General features: G+C 70.7%; 14 protein-coding genes. 10 read left to right on the top strand and 4 right to left on the bottom strand.

The features are described from left to right. Positions 1-16 precede the first annotated feature (16 nt). Positions 17-838, bottom strand: coding sequence for a type II secretion system protein (locus EBL84_RS06010; RefSeq protein WP_123139988.1), 822 nt, complete (start codon positions 836-838; stop codon positions 17-19). A 573-nt stretch (positions 839-1,411) separates the two neighbouring features. On the opposite strand from EBL84_RS06010, the gene EBL84_RS06005 reads away from it, so the two are divergent. The 6 genes from EBL84_RS06005 to EBL84_RS05980 all read left to right on the top strand — a co-directional run bounded on the left by EBL84_RS06005 (position 1,412) and on the right by EBL84_RS05980 (position 6,666). Next, positions 1,412-2,161, top strand: coding sequence for a YebC/PmpR family DNA-binding transcriptional regulator (locus EBL84_RS06005; protein ID WP_123139987.1), 750 nt, complete (start codon positions 1,412-1,414; stop codon positions 2,159-2,161). A gap of 29 nt (positions 2,162-2,190) precedes the next feature. Beyond that, on the top strand, positions 2,191-2,742 hold the full coding sequence (gene ruvC / locus EBL84_RS06000; RefSeq protein ID WP_123139986.1) for a crossover junction endodeoxyribonuclease RuvC: 552 nt from the start codon (positions 2,191-2,193) through the stop codon (positions 2,740-2,742). Between the two features lie 4 nt (positions 2,743-2,746). Further along, a complete protein-coding gene (gene ruvA, locus EBL84_RS05995; RefSeq protein WP_123139985.1) occupies positions 2,747-3,349 on the top strand; it encodes a Holliday junction branch migration protein RuvA in 603 nt (200 codons plus the stop codon). Between the two features lie 92 nt (positions 3,350-3,441). Next, complete coding sequence (gene glcE / locus EBL84_RS05990; protein WP_123139984.1) at positions 3,442-4,515, top strand: glycolate oxidase subunit GlcE; 1,074 nt, start codon at positions 3,442-3,444, stop codon at positions 4,513-4,515. 31 nt (positions 4,516-4,546) lie between these two features. After that, complete coding sequence (gene glcF, locus EBL84_RS05985; RefSeq protein ID WP_123139983.1) at positions 4,547-5,785, top strand: glycolate oxidase subunit GlcF; 1,239 nt, start codon at positions 4,547-4,549, stop codon at positions 5,783-5,785. Next, positions 5,782-6,666: an NAD(P)-dependent oxidoreductase gene (locus EBL84_RS05980; RefSeq protein WP_123139982.1), complete on the top strand. Its 885-nt coding sequence runs from the start codon at positions 5,782-5,784 to the stop codon at positions 6,664-6,666. Before glcF ends, EBL84_RS05980 begins: the two co-directional genes overlap by 4 nt. A gap of 33 nt (positions 6,667-6,699) precedes the next feature. Here EBL84_RS05980 and EBL84_RS05975 read toward each other — a convergent pair whose 3' ends face one another. After that, positions 6,700-7,275 (bottom strand): hypothetical protein, encoded by a 576-nt coding sequence (locus tag EBL84_RS05975; protein WP_123139981.1) that lies wholly within the window; start codon positions 7,273-7,275, stop codon positions 6,700-6,702. Positions 7,276-7,601: 326 nt separating this feature from the next. Between EBL84_RS05975 and EBL84_RS05970 the strand changes: the two genes are divergently transcribed. Genes EBL84_RS05970 through EBL84_RS05960 form a run of 3 tightly spaced genes read left to right on the top strand, consistent with a single transcriptional unit; the run spans position 7,602 to position 11,197 of the window. Beyond that, positions 7,602-9,080, top strand: coding sequence for a Do family serine endopeptidase (locus EBL84_RS05970; protein ID WP_123139980.1), 1,479 nt, complete (start codon positions 7,602-7,604; stop codon positions 9,078-9,080). 15 nt (positions 9,081-9,095) lie between these two features. Continuing rightward, entirely contained in the window at positions 9,096-9,770 is a 675-nt protein-coding gene (locus EBL84_RS05965) for a response regulator transcription factor (protein ID WP_062272425.1), read from the top strand. Next, on the top strand, positions 9,767-11,197 hold the full coding sequence (locus tag EBL84_RS05960; RefSeq protein ID WP_369957701.1) for an ATP-binding protein: 1,431 nt from the start codon (positions 9,767-9,769) through the stop codon (positions 11,195-11,197). The genes EBL84_RS05965 and EBL84_RS05960 overlap by 4 nt, the downstream gene beginning before the upstream one ends. Here EBL84_RS05960 and EBL84_RS05955 read toward each other — a convergent pair. Next, on the bottom strand, positions 11,194-13,413 hold the full coding sequence (locus tag EBL84_RS05955) for a patatin-like phospholipase family protein (RefSeq protein WP_123139979.1): 2,220 nt from the start codon (positions 13,411-13,413) through the stop codon (positions 11,194-11,196). The two genes, EBL84_RS05960 and EBL84_RS05955, sit on opposite strands and share 4 nt — an antisense overlap. Positions 13,414-13,431: 18 nt before the next feature. Next, positions 13,432-14,640: an exo-beta-N-acetylmuramidase NamZ domain-containing protein gene (locus tag EBL84_RS05950; RefSeq protein WP_123139978.1), complete on the bottom strand. Its 1,209-nt coding sequence runs from the start codon at positions 14,638-14,640 to the stop codon at positions 13,432-13,434. Positions 14,641-14,988: 348 nt separating this feature from the next. On the opposite strand from EBL84_RS05950, the gene queA reads away from it, so the two are divergent. Continuing rightward, complete coding sequence (gene queA, locus EBL84_RS05945; protein WP_123139977.1) at positions 14,989-16,047, top strand: tRNA preQ1(34) S-adenosylmethionine ribosyltransferase-isomerase QueA; 1,059 nt, start codon at positions 14,989-14,991, stop codon at positions 16,045-16,047. The last annotated feature ends 171 nt before the right edge of the window (positions 16,048-16,218 follow it).

Here is a 16,218-nt window from a genome sequence, read left to right as displayed (position 1 = left end):
GGTACGCCGGGACGCGTCACTGGTTCATCTTGTAGTGGGCGACCAGGGTCATCACCTGATCCTCGTCCTCGCGGTCGCCCTCGCTGACCCCGTCGGGGTTCGCGGCGGCGATCTCGAAGGTGTTGTTGCCCTGCCACTCGCTCTGCGGTACCCGCGAGCCGTCAGTGCGTGCGCCGATGTTCTCCTGGCGGAACACCCCTTCGCGGGCGTCGGCCTTGCCGTCGATCATCTGGTCGAGCGCGCGCGCCAGGTCCGGGGTCAGTCCGGTGATCACCATGACGTTGCCCGAGGGCTCGCCGCTGGCGGCACCGGGCGGGTTCCACTGGAAGCAGACCTGGATCTCCTGCGGGTTGCCGTTGGTGTCGAGATAGACGTAGCGATCCTCGAAGCCCTCGGCACGGCCAGGGGGCAGCTGGATACCGTGGCGCAGCATCTGCTGGTGCAGCGAGACGTTGCTGTCGGCGGCCTGTCCGGCGCCGGCCGCGGCCTGGGTGGTCGGTCGCGCACCCTCGCAGATGGCGCCGGGGGCGGTGACGCCCGACATGTCGCCGCCCGAGATCGTCGAGCCCGAGGTCGCGCCGCTGTTGTAGTTGGCGCCATTGACCATATAGCGCGGCGCGGTCTGGTCGTCGCCGACCACCACCCCGGTGCGCGAGTAGTGGTTGTTGTAGGCCGAGACCCACTGGTCGACGAACTTCTGCTTGATCTTCACGTACTCGGCGCTGCGCTGCATGTCGCGCCCGATGGATACGGCGCCGAGGATCAGCCCGATCACCACCAGCACCAGCGACATCTCCACCAGGGTGAAGCCGCGCATCGAGGATCTGGAACCCGACATCTTCGTTCTCGCTGTCGTTATCGTTGTTGGGAATGGCCGGGGAGACCCGGTCCGGCATCCTTCGGACGGTGCGTCAGTCGTCCGGCAGCAGATGACGTGTACCCGCTGCGGTGACGAGCGGGGCCTTCCTGGCGTTGAGTCGCACGTCTGGCGAGAGACGGGCATGAGGCATGGGAGCGTGGGCTGGGAATGACCCGGCAGGGGAGAACGACGAAGGGTCGTCTGTCTGATTCCGGCGTGCGTGCATCACGTCATCCTGTGGCAAGGATCTGATTGCCCTCGCTCTCTTTGTCGGCAAGCAACGGGTCAGGGCCTCGACCCCGCAAGGTCGTGAGCCATGTCTCGAGCGGAGGCGCATGACCCCGCCGCGCTGGCCGCGGCCAGCTGGTTGCGCGTCCGAGTATAGCTAAGTCAAAAATGTTTTATCGTGCACGATTCGTGCCTGTGTGGCGGGGTGATTCCCGTTCTTCGTGCGGCACTCGAACAGGGCCTCGCAGAGGGGCGCTTAACGTCCGATCGGCGCCGAATGTTAGAATATCGGCCCAGTATTCAGCTTCAGGAGCAACCCAATCGATGGCAGGTCATAGTAAGTGGGCCAATATCAAGCATCGCAAGGCCGCGCAGGACAAGCGTCGCGGCAAGATCTGGACCAAACTGATCCGCGAGGTCACGGTCGCGGCGCGTGAGGGGGGCGGTGATCCGGCGGCCAACCCGCGGCTGCGTCTGGCGATGGACAAGGCCTTCGGCGCCAACATGCCGCGCGACACCGTCGAGCGTGCGATCAAGCGCGGCGCCGGCGGCACCGAGGGCGACAACTACGAGGAGATCCGCTACGAGGGCTATGGCCCGGGCGGCGTGGCGGTGATGGTCGACTGCATGTCCGACAACCGCAACCGCACCGCCTCCGAGGTCCGTCACGCCTTCACCAAGCACGGCGGCAACCTCGGCACCGACGGCTCGGTGGCCTATCTGTTCACCAAGCAGGGGATCATCAGCTTCCAGCCCGGGAGCGACGAGGATGCGGTGATGGAGGCGGCGATCGAGGCCGGCGCCGATGACGTGGTCACCAACGACGACACCTCGCTCGACGTGATCACCACCCCCGAGGCCTTCTCCGAGGTCAAGGACGCGCTGATCGCCGCCGGTTTCGACACCGAGGCCGCCGAGGTCACCTTCAACGCCTCGACCTCCGCCGAACTCGACCGCGACACCGCCGAGAAGCTGTTGAAGATGATCGACGCGCTCGAGGACCTCGACGACGTCCAGGAGGTCTATCACAACGCCGACATCGCCGACGAGATCATGGCGGCGCTCGATGCCTGATCCGGCACGCGTCCGGGGGCGCTGACGCGATGGCCCGTGCCCCCCGCTCGGCCCCGCCACGCCTGGCGCATCGTATCCTCGGTATCGATCCGGGCTCGCGCTTCACCGGCTACGGCATCATCGACACCGACGGTCATCACAGCCGCCGCGTGGCCAGTGGCTGTATCCGCGTCGACAAGGCCCCCTGGCCGGACCGGCTGCGGCTGATCTTCGACGAGGTCGAGCAGCTGGTGCTCGATCACCGTCCGCACGAGCTGGCCGTCGAGCAGCTGATCTTCGCCCGTGACCCCAGCGCCGCGCTCAAGCTCGGTCAGGCGCGCGGTGCGGCGCTGTGCGCGGCGCTGCGCGGCGAGCTGTCGGTGCACGAATACAGCCCCAAGTCGGTCAAGCTGGCGGTGGTCGGCACCGGCGGGGCGCAGAAGTCGCAGGTCCAGCACATGGTGCAGATCCTGCTGACCATGGACACCCCGCCCGGCGAGGACGAGGCCGACGCGCTCGCCATCGCGCTCTGTCACGCCCACTCGATGGGCATCCCCGGGCGCAAGCGCATGGCCGCCTCCTGGCGCGACTGGAGACCCTGAACCCATGATCGGACGTTTGCGTGGACAGCTGGTCCACAAGCAGCCGCCTCGGCTGATGCTCGACGTCGGTGGCGTCGGCTATGAACTCGAGGCGCCGATGTCGACCTTCTACGAGCTGCCGGCGGTGGGCGAGACGGTCACCCTGATCACCCATCTGGCGGTGCGCGAGGACGCCCAGGTGCTCTACGGCTTCATCCGCGAGTCGGACCGTGCACTGTTTCGCAACCTGCTCAAGGTCACCGGGGTGGGCGCGCGGATGGCGCTGGCGATCCTCTCGGGGATGGACGCGGCGCGCTTCGCCCAGTGTGTCGAGTACGAGGACGTCGCCGCCCTCACCAAACTCCCCGGAATCGGCAAGAAGACCGCCCAGCGCCTGGTGGTGGAGATGCGCGATCGGCTCGAGGCGACCCTCACCCCGGCCCTCGCCGGGGCTGCGAGCGAGAGCGCTCCCGGTACCGACCAGGCGCTCGCCGATGCGGTCAGCGCCCTGGTCGCGCTCGGCTTCCGTCCGGCCGATGCGACGCGCATGGCGCGCGCCGCCGACGACGGCGCCAAGACCTCCGAGGAGATCATCCGCCTGGCATTGCGATCGGTGAATCCGGCCTGATCTAAGGGGGCATCGTCGATCGGGTGCGGTCAACGCGCCCGATCCCATCGTCGCTCGTCGCGACGACGACCAGGGATGCGCGAGGCCCCCGGATGAGCCAGGACCTGACCGCCGAGCTGTGCGCCAGCGTGACTGCGGCGATCGCCGCCACCACGCCGCTGTGTCTGCGTGGCGGCGGCACCAAGGACTTTCTCGGTCGGCGCTGCGCGGGCCGTCCGCTCGCGCTCGCCGGGCATCGCGGCATCCTCGACCACCAGCCGCGCGAACTCACCCTCACCGCCCGCGCCGGCACCCCGCTGCGTGAGATCGAGACGGCGCTCGCCGAGGCCGGGCAGTGTCTCCCCTTCGAGCCGCCGCACTTCGGCCCCGGCGCCACCCTCGGCGGCACCATCGCCTGTGGCCTCTCAGGGCCGGCGCGCCCCCATGCCGGGGCGGCGCGCGATCTGGTGCTCGGCGCGCGGGTGCTCACCGGGCGCGGCGAGGTGCTGCGCTTCGGCGGCGCGGTGATGAAGAACGTCGCCGGTTACGACATCGCCCGGCTGATGACCGGCGCCTTCGGCACCCTCGGCATCCTTCTCGACATCAGCCTCAAGGTGCTGCCGCGCCCCGAGGCGGTGCGCACCCAGGTGCTCGACTGCGACGGTGACGAGGCGCTCGCCCGGCTGCGCGCGCTGGCGCGTCGGCCGTTGCCGTTGAGCGCGAGCTGTCACGACGGCGAGCGGCTGTGGCTGCGACTCTCCGGAGCCGAGCGCGCGCTCGCGCCCGCCGCCGCCGGGATCGGTGGCGAGCGCGTCGAGCCGGAGCGGGCCGAGGACTTCTGGGACACGCTGATCCGCGAGCAGCGCCACCCCTTCTTCACCGCGCCGGGCGCGCCGCTGTGGCGGCTCTCGCTGCCGCCGCACGCCCCGGCGCTGGCGCTCGACGCCCCCCAGCTGATCGAGTGGGGTGGGGCGCAGCGCTGGCTGCGCGCGGCCCACCCCGCGGAGGTGGTGCGCGCCGAGGCCGCGCGGCTCGGCGGGCACGCGACCTGTTTCCGCGGCGGCGAGGCGATGCGCTCCCCCTTCACCCCGTTGTCGCCGCCGCTGCTCGCCCTGCATCGCAACCTCAAGCAGGCCTTCGATCCCCACGGCATCCTCAATCCGGGGCGCTTCCATGCCGAGTTCTAGCGGGGCGCCGCCGCCTTGACCCGGAGTCCGCATGCGTACCGATCTGCTCCCCGAGCTGCTCGACACCGCCGCCGGTCGCGAGGCCGACGCCATCCTTCGCGCCTGCGTCCACTGCGGCTTCTGTACCGCCACCTGTCCGACCTATCAGCTGCTCGGCGACGAGCTCGACGGGCCGCGCGGGCGCATCTACCAGATCAAGCGGGTGATGGAGGGTGCGCCGGCCACCGCCGTGGTGCAGCAGCACCTCGATCGCTGTCTCGGCTGTCGCGCCTGCGAGCGCACCTGTCCCTCCGGGGTGCGCTACGCGCGTCTGGCCGAGATCGGTCGCGGTCTGGTCGCTGCCCAGGTGCGCCGCCCCTGGCGCCAGCGCCTGTTGCGGCGGGCGCTGATCCTCGGTCTCTCGGGGGCGGGGCGGGTGCGCGCGCTGCTCGCCCTCGGGCGGCTGGCGCGCCCGTTGTTGCCGGCGCGACTGGCCGCGCGGATCCCGCCGCGGGTCGCGCCGGGTGCGGCGCCGGCCTCGCGCGGCCTGGGGCGGCGGATGCTGGTGCTCGATGGTTGCGTGCAGGGGGGCGCGACCCCGCGCACCAACGCCGCCGCGGCGCGGGTGTTCGCGCGTCTCGGCATCGAGCTGGTGCGCGCGCCCGCGGCGGTCTGTTGCGGTGCGCTGGCGTATCATCTCGACGATCAGGCCGGCGGGCGGGCGCGGATGCGCCGGGCGATCGACGCCTGGTGGCCGGAGATCGAGGCCGGCTGCGAGGCGATCCTGGTGACCGCCAGCGGTTGTGCGAGCATGGTGCGCGAGTACGGTGAGGCGTTGGCCGACGACCCGGACTATGCCGGGCGGGCGGCGCGGGTCGCCGCGCTCGCCCGCGACCCGGCCGAGGTGCTCGCCGCCGCCGACCTGACCGCGTTGGGTCGGCCCGGTGCCGGGCGGCGGGTGGCCTATCACGCGCCCTGCAGCCAACAGCACGTGCTGCGGCTCGACGGCGTGGTCGAGGGCGTGCTCGAGCGTCTCGGCTTCACCCTCACCGCGGTGCCCGAGGCGCACCTGTGCTGCGGTTCGGCCGGGACCTATTCGATCACCCAGCCGGTGCTCTCGCGCCGCCTGCTGGAGAACAAGCTCGGCGCCCTGGAGGGCGGCCGGCCCGCGCTCATCGCCACCGCCAACGTCGGCTGCCAGCTCCAGCTCGCCGCCGGCGCCTCGGTGGCGGTGGTGCACTGGCTGGAGCTGCTCGACCCGGCGCCCCCCGAGGAGACCCCTGAGAGATGACAGAGCGGATTGGATTCATCGGCCTCGGCCTGATGGGTGCGCCGATGGCGCTGAACCTGTTGCGCGCCGGTCACCGGCTGGCGGTGTATGCGCGTCGCGAGACGGCGCTGGCGCCGTTGCGCGAGGCCGGCGTCGAGGTCTGTGCGAGCCCGGCGGCGCTGGCGCGCGCGGTCGACGTGGTGTTCACCATCGTCTCCGACACCGAGGATGTCGAGCAGGTACTGCTCGGCCCCGACGGGGTGATCGAGGGGGCGCGACCGGGGAGCGTGGTGGTCGACATGAGCACCATCTCGGCCTCGGCCACCCGCGCCATCGCCGCGCGGCTGGCCGGGCGCGGGGTGGCGATGCTCGACGCCCCGGTCTCGGGGGGCGACGTCGGCGCGCGCGAGGGGCGGCTGTCGATCATGGTCGGCGGCGACCCGGAGGTGTTCGCGCGGGTGCGCCCGCTGTTCGAGGTGCTGGGCACCAACATCGTCCATATCGGCGAGCATGGCGCCGGACAGGTGTGCAAGGCGTGCAATCAGGTGGTGGTCGGCGGCACCATCGCCGCGGTGGCCGAGGCGCTGCTGCTGGCGCGTGCCTCGGGGGTGGACGCGGCGCGGGTGCGCGAGGCGCTGCTCGGCGGCTTCGCCGCCAGTCGGGTGCTCGAGCTGCACGGCCAGCGCATGCTCGATGGCGACTACCGGCCCGGCTTCAAGGCGCGGCTGCACCGCAAGGACATGCGTCTGGTCGAGGAGGGGGCGCGCGAGCAGGGGCTCGAGCTGCCGCTGGCCGCACAGGTCGCCGCCCATCTCGAGACGCTGCTCGCCGCCGACGGCGGTGAGCTCGACTCGGCGGCGATCCTCAGCGCCCTGGAGCGGATGCAGCAGGGCGCTGGCTGAGTTCGGGGCCGGGGCGGCGCCCCGGCTGTGGGATCATTCGAAGGTGACGAAGCCGTCGATGGCGGTGATATAGGTGGCCACCACCCCGTCGCCCGGGGCGACGCTATCGAGCAGCGCCTGGTCCTCGACGGTGAACGCCAGGGTGCGGTTGGGGCCGCGCACGGTGACGGTCGCGGCCTCGCGGTCGACCGCCTCGATCTTGCCGTAGAGGGTGAGGGTGTCGACGATGGCGCCGGCGGGCTTGGCGCCCGGGTCGCGCGCCACCTCGCGCTCCTTGGTCATGCCGACGGTGCCGGCGTCCGAGCCCTTCTGCAGGTCGATCAGCACCGCCTCGGTCTTGCTGACGTTGAGGGTGTTGCCGATCTTGACCTCGTCGAGCCGGGTCACCTCGTCGGGGACGTGCAGTACCACGAACTCGCCCTCGGGGGTGCGGATGGTGAGCATGCGCTTGTCGAGATTGACCACCTCGACGGTGCCGGTCAGCTCGGTGGTGACCGCGGCGCCGGTCACCGGCACGTCGCGCAGCTCGGCCAGCGCGACCGGAGAGAGGCCGGCGGAGGCGAGTGCAATGGCCGAGGCGAGGGTCAGGCTGGCGGGTCTGATCTTCATCGTGAAGCGATCTCCTTTGGTGTCGGTGAGCATGATCCGGGCGCTGTGTCCCCATGTCCCGGGTGCAGTGCAAGGATTGGTGCGAAACCTCGTCGACGCAAGGGTGGTCGGCATCGGGCGGTCCCCGCCTCTTGCCGCCAGGGCACGCCCTGGGCGGTCTCAAGAGGGGCCGGGCGCTGCTTCCTTAACGATCGTTAATCTTGTCGCAAGGCGCTGGCAAGCCGACCCTGGCGATACTCATCGTCGAACCATCCAGTCTCGTCGGTGAGGTCCCGGTACCTGTTACGGGACGGGCCGGCAGCGGTATTGAGGAGGAGTCGACAGGTATGCGTGCAATCAGCGATCCACAGGTCCCGATCAGACGCGGCGCGCTCGCCGTGGCCTTGAGCATGGCGCTGCTCGGTGGTGGTGGTGCGACGACGCTCGCCGTGACGCCGGCGCTGGCCGGCCCCGCCGCCATGCAGGGCCTGCCGAGCTTTGCCGATGTCGCCGAGCGGGTGGTCCCGGCGGTGGTCAACGTCACCGTGGTCGCCGAAACCGGCACGCGGCTGCAGGGGCTGCCGCAGTGGCCCGAGGAGATGCCGGTGCCGGAGTTCTTCCGGCGCTTCTTCGAGTCCCCCGGGCTCGCCCAGCCGCGCCGGGTGCGCGGTCAGGGCTCGGGTTTCCTGATCGACCCCGAGGGTCATATCGTCACCAACAATCATGTCATCGACGGTGCCACCGAGGTCACCGTGGTGCTCAACGACGGCAGCAGCCACGAGGCCCGGGTGGTGGGGCGCGACGACAAGACCGATCTGGCGCTGCTCAAGATCGAGACCGACGGGCCGCTGCCCCATGTCGAGCTGGGCGATTCGGCGCAGGCGCGCGTCGGCGACTGGGTGCTGGCGGTGGGCAACCCCTTCGGGCTCGGCGGCTCGGTCAATGCCGGGATCATCTCGGCGCGCGGGCGTGATATCCACTCCGGCCCCTATGACGACTATCTGCAGATCGACGCGGCGATCAACCGCGGCAACTCCGGCGGTCCGCTGTTCGATGCCAGTGGCCGGGTGATCGGGGTCAACACCGCGATCTACTCGCCCTCCGGGGGCAACGTCGGCATCGGCTTCGCCATCCCCGCCGAGATGGTGCGTCGAGTGGTCGAGGATCTGCGTGACAAGGGTCATGTCGAGCGCGGCTGGCTCGGGGTGCGGATCCAGGCGGTGACCCCGGAGTTGGCCGCCGCGCTTGGGCGCGCGGCGGACGATGGCGTGCTGGTGGCCGAGGTGCTTGACGGTACGCCGGCGGCGGCGAGCGCGCTGCGCGCCGGCGACCTGATCCTCAGCGCCGGCGGTACGCCGATCACGGACTATCGCGACCTGCCCCGGCTGGTGGCGGCGACCCCGGCGGGCAGCACCCTCGAACTGGAGGTGTGGCGCGAGGGGCGCCGCCAGCGCCTCGATGTCGAGATCGGGCGGATGCCCGCCTCGAACCCGCAGGTGGCCGCGGCCGCGCCGGGCGCGCCGCTCGAACTCGAGCACCTGGGGCTGCGGGTCCGGGCACTGAGCCCGGAGCTGCGCGCCGAGCTCGGCATCGGCCCCGAGCGTGCCGGGGTGGTGGTGAGCGAGGTGGTGCCGGGAGGACCTGCGGCGCGTGCCGGGGTGCGACCCGGGGCCTTGATCTCGATGTTCGGCAACGCGCCGGTCGACTCGCCGGCGGCGCTGCGCGCGGCCCTGGAGACCGCGCTCGAGGCCGGGCGCGAATCGGTGGTGGTGCGCCTCGAGCGCGACGGTGCGGCGCTGTTCGTCGCCCTGCCGGTGGCCGACTGAGCGGCGGGCGCGGGGATGCGGATCCTGCTGATCGAGGATGATGCGCAGATGGCCGATTATCTGCGCAAGGCGCTGGGCGAGATCGGCGCCCTGGTCGACCATGCCGATGATGGTCGCGAGGGGTTGCTGCAGGCGGCCGGCGGCGGCTATGACGCGCTGATCGTCGATCGCATGCTCCCCGGGCTCGACGGACTGGCGATCGTGCGCACCCTGCGCGCCGCCGACGATCACACCCCGGCGCTGATCCTCAGCGCCCTCGGTGAGGTCGACGACCGCGTCGAGGGGCTGCGCGCCGGCGGCGATGACTATCTGACCAAGCCCTTTGCCTTCTCCGAGCTGCACGCCCGGCTCGAGGCGCTGTTGCGGCGCGGTGGCGGCGAGGCGCCGGAGACGCGGCTGCGGGTGGGCGATCTGGAGATGGACCTGCTCGCGCGCGAGGTGACCCGTGGCGGACGCGCGATCGTGCTGCAGCCGCGCGAGTTCCGCCTGCTCGAGTACCTGCTGCGCCATGCCGGTCAGGTGGTGACCCGGACCATGCTGCTCGAGCATGTCTGGGACTATCACTTCGACCCCCAGACCAATGTCATCGACGTCCATGTCAGCCGGCTGCGGGCGAAGATCGACAAGGACTTCCCGACCCCGTTGCTGCACACGGTGCGCGGCGCCGGCTACATGATCCGCGCCGCATGAGCCCGATGCGTCTGGCGCAGGCGACCTGGTCGCGGGCGCGGCGCCGGGTCGGGCGTATCCTCCACAGCTCGATCTTTCGCCTCGCGCTGCTCCACGTCCTGCTCGCCTGCGCCTCGGCGGCGATCCTGCTCGGCTTCATCTACTGGTCGACGGCCGGGTACATGGACCGCCAGACCGACGCCACCATCGCCGCCGAGGTGCGGGGGCTGGCCGAGCAGTACCGCCAGCGCGGGCTGGCCGGTCTGCGCACACTGATCGAGGAGCGCATCCGTCGCGATCCCAGCGGCGCGAGCGTCTATCTGCTGGTCGATGCCCGGCGCCAGTGGATCCTCGGCAACCTCGACCGCTGGCCGGCCGATACCCCGGATGAGTCGGGCTGGGTGCGCTTCCGGCTGCGCGAGCGCGGTCCCGATGATGTCGGTGCGGCGCACGCCGCGCGGGCGCGGGTGTTTCGGCTGCGCGGCGGGCTGCGGCTGCTGGTCGGGCGCGACATCCGCGAGCTGGAGGCGACGCGCACCCTGATCGAGCGGGCGCTCTACTGGGGGGTGGCGATGACCGCCGCGCTGGCGCTGCTCGGCGGCTGGCTGATGAGCGCCGGGGTGGTGCGCCGGCTCGAGGCGATCAACCACACCAGTCGCGAGATCATGGCCGGCGATCTGGCCCGGCGCATCCCGCTCGGCGGCAGCGACGACGATTTCGATCAGCTCGCGCGCAACCTCAACCAGATGCTCGATCGTATCGAGGGGCTGATGGCCGGGGTGCGGCAGGTCTCGGACAACATCGCCCACGACCTGCGCACCCCGCTGACCCGGCTGCGCACCCGGCTGGAGCTGCTCGCCGCCGCGCTCGACGACCCCGAGGCGGCGCGGGCGCTGGCCGAGACCGCGATCGCCGACGCCGACGAGCTGCTGGCGACCTTCAATGCGCTGTTGCGCATCGCCCGGATCGAGTCGGGCGGACGCCGCGCGGCCTTCGCCCCGGTGGCGCTGGCGGCGCTGCTGGAGGATCTGCGCGAGCTCTACGAGCCGGTGGCCGCCGAGCGCGGTCAGCGCCTGACCCTGGAGATCGCCGTCCCGGCGACGCTCGCCGGCGATCGTGACCTGCTGTTCCAGGCGCTCGCCAATCTGGTCGACAACGCCATCAAGTACGGTCCGCCCGAGGGCGCCATCGTGATCCGTCTCGACACCCGCGATGGCGCCCCCTGCATCGGTGTCGCCGACGACGGGCCGGGCATCCCGGAGGCGCTGCGCGAGGCGGTGTTCCGCCGCTTCTTCCGCGCCGACGACAGCCGCTCGACCCTGGGCAGCGGGTTGGGGCTGAGTCTGGTGCGGGCGGTGGCCGAGCTGCATCGGGCGCGGGTGGTGCTCGAGGACAACCGGCCCGGGCTGCGCGCGCTGCTGTACTTCGCCGCGCCGCCCCAGGGTTAGTGGATCAGCGCCCGGTTCCAGGGACGACCGAGGAACAGATAGAGGGCGTCGTTGCCGCCGTCGGCATAGCCGTAGCCGAGATAGAGCGGGCCGATCGGGGTGTCGGCGCCGAGAAACAGGCTGCTGCCCAGACGCAGGCTGTCGGCGCCGATGTCGCCGCGCCGCGCCCAGGTGTTGCCGACCTCGAGCGAGGCGCCGGCATAGGTCGGCACCAGCCCGGTGTCGAAGGCGTGAAGATAGATCGCGCGCGCCAGCCCGAGGTTGGCCCCGGAGAGTTCGAGCTGGTTGAAGCCGGAGAGGTTGAGGAAGCCGCCGAGCCGGTAGTAGGCGTGCAGCGGGGTCTCGCCGCCGAAGTTGCCGGCCAGGGTCAGCGCGGTGATCAGGCGGTGACGACCGCGCCCCAGGGCGTGCACCAGCTCGATCCCGGCCTGGTCGTAGTTGCTGGTGGCGCCGAGTGCGGTGCGCGAGTGTTCGCCGAAGGCGCTCGCGGCCCAGCCGCTGGCGGGGAAGTTGGCGCTGTCGAGGGTGTCGATGTCGAACCTGAACTCGAGTGCGCCGACGTCGAAGTTGTAGCCGCCGAAGCCGGGATCGCCGACGCGCAGGTCGGCGTCGCCGCGATAGTGGGCGTAGCCGAGCGCGATCCGGCCCCAGTCGCCGAGATTGCGCCCGAGCTTGACGTTGGCGCCGAACCGGTTGAGCTGGTACTCGGCGAGCGGCGCGTCCTGGGCGCTGGGGTCGAACAGGGTCAGGCTCTCGGAGAGATAGCCGACGCCCAGCCCGGCGAACCAGCGCTCGGCGGGGTCGAGCGGCAGATAGAGGTTGGAGAGGATGCCCGGCTCCTCGCCGAGCCGGATCTCGGTGCGCCACTCGCCGTTGAGATCGGTGAGCGGGGCCTTGGTATAGGCCGCGCCGAGGTTGAAGCGGGAGTTGCCGCCGCCGCTCGAACTCAGCTCCAGCCCACCCTGCAGCGAGCTAGTGCCCCAGCGCTTCTCGCGCGCGCTGATGTGCAGCGCGGCGCGTTCGTCGTCGCCCGGTTCGGGCTCGATGCGGTAGCGCACCGTCTCGAACACGTCCTGGTCGTAGACCCGCTCGATCTGTTCGGCGAGCGTCTCGGGGTCGAACCGCTCGCCGGGGGTGACCTGGATGCGCCGGGCGAGCACCGCGTCGTCGAGCCCGGAGTCGTTGTCGATGCCGAGCCGAGTGATCACTGGCGCCTGGTAGTCGGCGCGGCGGTGGGCTTGGCGGTAGGCGGCATAGCGCGCCGCGGGCAGGGCGAGGGCGTCGAGCGGCGCCCCGGTGGCGCGCGCGGCCTGCTCGCCGATGGCGATCGCCTCGAGCATCTTGTCGAAGTCGCTGGCCAGCACCCGGCGCCCGAGCGGCGGGGTGAGCAGCAGGTCGCGCGGGCCCAGGGTGGCGATCTCGGCCTGGGTGTTGCGCCAGGTCACCAGGCTGGCGACCTGATCGAGCATCTCCAGCACGTCGGTGATCGACTCGCGATCGCGGCGCGGGCCACCGATGTCGACGGCAATGACGATCTCGGCGCCCATCTCGCGCACCACCCCGATCGGCAGGTTCATCGCCAGCCCGCCGTCGACCAGCAGTCGCTCGCCGATCTCGACCGGGGCGAACACCGCGGGGACGGCCATGCTGGCGCGGATCGCGGTGGCCAGATCACCGCCGCCGAGCACCACCGCCTCGCCGCTGACGACATCGGTGGCGATGGCGCGGAAGGGGATGCGCAGACGGTCGAAGTCGTGAATCGCGGTGGCCGGCAGGGTATACTCGCGCAGCGCCAGTTCCAGCCGCTGGCCCTGGATCAGCGCCGGTACCAGGTTGACCCGCCCGGCCTCCTCGTCGACCCCGGGGCGGCTCTTGATCAGAAAGCTCCGGTCCTCGAGCTTGCGCTGCATCCGTCGCGTGGCACGGGCCGGCTCGTCCTGAAAGATCGCCGTCCAGTCGATGTCCTCGATCGTCCGCTCGATCTCGTCGGGCGACATCCCCATGGCATAGAGTCCACCGACGACCGCGCCCATCGAGGTGCCGGCGATGTAGTCGATGGGGATGCGGCGGCGTTCGAGCTCGCGCAGCACGCCGACATGGGCGGCGCCGCGCGCGCCGCCGCCGGAGAGCGCCAGGCCGATCGCCGGTCGTGTCTCGGCGAGCGCCGGGGCGGCGAGGCCCAGCAGGGTCAGCAGGATGGCGACGGTGGTGCGCACACGGGGCTCCTCCCGGGGTCAGGGGTAGATCAGCAGCGGCTCGATCTGCTCGCGCCAGGCGTGCTCGTCGGCGCTCAGGCGCCGTTCGAGATCGGCGGGGGTGGCCGCGGGGTCGTCGACCCATTCGCGCAGCAGCGGGCCGCCGCAGATCAGGTCGATGGCCAGGCGCTCGTGCTCGTACTCATAGGCGAAGTGACGCCACAGCGGATAGTCGGGGGACTCCAGACGCAGCGCCTTGAACAACAGCGCGATCAGCCGGTAGGGGCGGAACGCGCCGTGATCGTAGCCGGCCTGATCGGTGTGGATCTGCACCCCGGCGCAGCGCGCGCCCTGGTGCTTGTGGAAGGTCGGCTCGAACCAGCAGGGACGCAGCAGTGCGCCGCGGGTCCAGGCCGGGCACAGCGCCTCCATCCGCGCGAGGATGCGGTTGAAGTCGAGGTCCGGGGCGCCGACCAGTTCCAGCGGGGTGGTGGTGCCGCGTCCCTCGGAGAGGGTGGTGCCCTCGAGCATCACGGTGCCGGGATAGCAGCGCGCCATGTTGAGGCTGGCGGCGTTGGGGCTGGGGTTGACCCAGGGGCGCTGGTGCAACGGCCAGCCGAACCCGGGCCCCTGCTCGGGCCGATAGCCCTGCATCTCGACCACCTCGAGCTCGAGGTCGTGCCCGCCGCGCGCGGCGAACCAGCGCGCCAGCTCGCCGAGGGTGAGACCGTGGCGCATGATCAGTGCCCCGGCGCCGACGAAGCTCTCCCAGCCCGGTTCGAGGATGCTGCCCTCGATCGGGCGCCCGGCGGGGTTGGGGCGATCGAGCACCCACAGCGCCTTGCCATGGCGGGCGCAGGCCTCGATCAGATAGGCCAGGGTGGTGATGTAGGTGTAGATGCGGGTGCCGACGTCCTGCAGGTCGACCAGCAGCACGTCGAAACTCTCGAGCATCCGCGCGGTCGGATAGCGCGCCTCGCCATAGAGGCTGTAGACCGGGATGCCGTGGCGCGGATCGCGCTCGTCCGGGGTCTCGACCATGTTGTCCTGCTTGTCGCCGCGCATCCCGTGCTGGGGGCCGAAGGCGGCCACCAGGTCGAGGTCGGGGAGCGCCATCAGGGCGTCGAGGCTGTGCTGGCCGCTGGCGCTCAGCGAGGCGGCGTGGCCGAGCAGGGCGAGGCGCCGGCCGTGCAGTGGGCGGCGCAGCTCGGGCTCGGCGAGCAGGCGGTCGATTCCGTAGCTGATCATCTCGGTGCTGTGATGCCGGTTGCGATGGAGCGGGCATGTTAGACCAGAGTCCGGGCCATCGCCTATGGAGCCTGGTCCGCTTGGTGCTGGATTGATCCCGGCCAAGGACAAGTGCGCGCCGATCGGCGACAATGATCCGTTTTCGTCGCGCCGAGTTCCTGGCGGCGCAGCCCGGTCGCGACCAGACGTCGTGCGCTGACCGCAAGGATGTCGTCGGCCCGATCGGGCGTGACGGCGGTCCCCATGCTTTCGTATTCGTGCGAGATGCCGTGTTCGCGGCGTCTCGTGCCCCTGTTTCCCGGTCGGTGGCTATCCGTCGACCCTCGATCTCTTTTGCACTGTCAAGCGATGCGCCGTTCAGACTTCCATTTCGAGCTTCCCGACGAGTTGATCGCGCAGTATCCGCTTGCCGAGCGTGCCGCCTCGCGCCTGCTGGTGCTCGAGGCCGGGGCCGAGCGGCCGAGTGACCGACGCTTTCTCGACCTGCCCGCACTGCTGCGACCGAACGATCTGCTGGTGTTCAACAACACCCGGGTGATGCGCGCGCGTCTGTTCGCCATCAAGGAGACCGGCGGGCGGGTGGAGCTGCTGATCGAGCGGGTGGTCGAGCCCGGGGTGGCGCTGGCGCATCTGCGCGCGAGCAAGTCGCCCAAGCCCGGCGCCCGGCTCTCGATCGACGGCGTGCCGCGCATCGAGGTGATCGGACGTGATGATGACCTGTTCCGGCTGCGCGCACTCGATGACGACTTCGCGGTATTGATGGAGCGCTTCGGGCACATGCCGCTACCGCCGTATATCACCCGCGCCGACGAGGCCGCCGACGAGTCGCGCTATCAGACCGTCTATGCGCGCAATGCCGGCGCGGTGGCGGCGCCGACGGCCGGGTTGCACTTCGATGAGGCGTTGCTCGATCGGCTCGATGCGCGCGGCGTCGAGCGTGCCGAGATCACCCTGCATGTCGGTGCCGGGACCTTCCGCCCGGTACGGGTCGATGATCTCGACCAGCACCACATGCACTCGGAGTGGTTGGAGGTCGACGAGGCGCTGTGCGCGCGGGTGGCCGAGACCCGCGCCCGTGGCGCTCGGGTGATCGCCGTCGGCACCACCAGTGTGCGAGCGCTGGAGACCGCAGCGGCCGGCGGCGAGCTGCGTCCTTATCGCGGCGAGAGCCGGTTGTTCATTCGTCCGGGTTATCGCTTCCGCGTGGTCGATGCCATGGTCACCAATTTCCATCTGCCCGAGTCGACCCTGCTGATGCTGGTGTGCGCCTTTGCCGGGTATCAGCGGATGATGGCGGCCTACCGTCATGCCGTGGCCGAACGTTATCGCTTCTTCAGCTATGGCGATGCCATGTTTCTTGCCGCCATGCGCGAGGATCCGAGTCGCCAGCCTCCACTCATTGAATGAGTCGGTGTCGTTCGGGGGAGCTGGATGTCTTCTTTCGTGTACGACATCGCCCCGGCGGCATCATCTTTTCCTGCCAAATCAACCCGCCTTTCGTCAATGTGCGATGGCAATCCCCTTGTGAGATTGCCGGGATGCCGCATTTGCTGGAGGAGGGGGTTCTTTATCGTTCAC

It is taken from the genome of Marichromatium sp. AB31, assembly GCF_003718685.1.
Classification (GTDB): Bacteria; Pseudomonadota; Gammaproteobacteria; order Chromatiales; family Chromatiaceae; genus Marichromatium; species Marichromatium gracile.
The sequence above is the reverse complement of the archived record's forward strand: the minus strand, read 5'-3'. Positions and strand labels throughout refer to the sequence as shown.

Coding starts and splice junctions, on each gene's coding strand:
- ruvA (WP_123139985.1), top strand. CDS start 2,747: ATGATCGGACGTTTGCGTGGACAGCTGGTCCACAAGCAGCCGCCTCGG.
- queA (WP_123139977.1), top strand. CDS start 14,989: ATGCGCCGTTCAGACTTCCATTTCGAGCTTCCCGACGAGTTGATCGCG.
- glcF (WP_123139983.1), top strand. CDS start 4,547: ATGCGTACCGATCTGCTCCCCGAGCTGCTCGACACCGCCGCCGGTCGC.
- EBL84_RS06010 (WP_123139988.1), bottom strand. CDS start 838: ATGTCGGGTTCCAGATCCTCGATGCGCGGCTTCACCCTGGTGGAGATG.
- glcE (WP_123139984.1), top strand. CDS start 3,442: ATGAGCCAGGACCTGACCGCCGAGCTGTGCGCCAGCGTGACTGCGGCG.
- EBL84_RS05965 (WP_062272425.1), top strand. CDS start 9,096: ATGCGGATCCTGCTGATCGAGGATGATGCGCAGATGGCCGATTATCTG.
- EBL84_RS06005 (WP_123139987.1), top strand. CDS start 1,412: ATGGCAGGTCATAGTAAGTGGGCCAATATCAAGCATCGCAAGGCCGCG.
- ruvC (WP_123139986.1), top strand. CDS start 2,191: ATGGCCCGTGCCCCCCGCTCGGCCCCGCCACGCCTGGCGCATCGTATC.
- EBL84_RS05950 (WP_123139978.1), bottom strand. CDS start 14,640: ATGATCAGCTACGGAATCGACCGCCTGCTCGCCGAGCCCGAGCTGCGC.
- EBL84_RS05980 (WP_123139982.1), top strand. CDS start 5,782: ATGACAGAGCGGATTGGATTCATCGGCCTCGGCCTGATGGGTGCGCCG.
- EBL84_RS05960 (WP_369957701.1), top strand. CDS start 9,767: ATGAGCCCGATGCGTCTGGCGCAGGCGACCTGGTCGCGGGCGCGGCGC.
- EBL84_RS05975 (WP_123139981.1), bottom strand. CDS start 7,275: ATGAAGATCAGACCCGCCAGCCTGACCCTCGCCTCGGCCATTGCACTC.
- EBL84_RS05970 (WP_123139980.1), top strand. CDS start 7,602: ATGCGTGCAATCAGCGATCCACAGGTCCCGATCAGACGCGGCGCGCTC.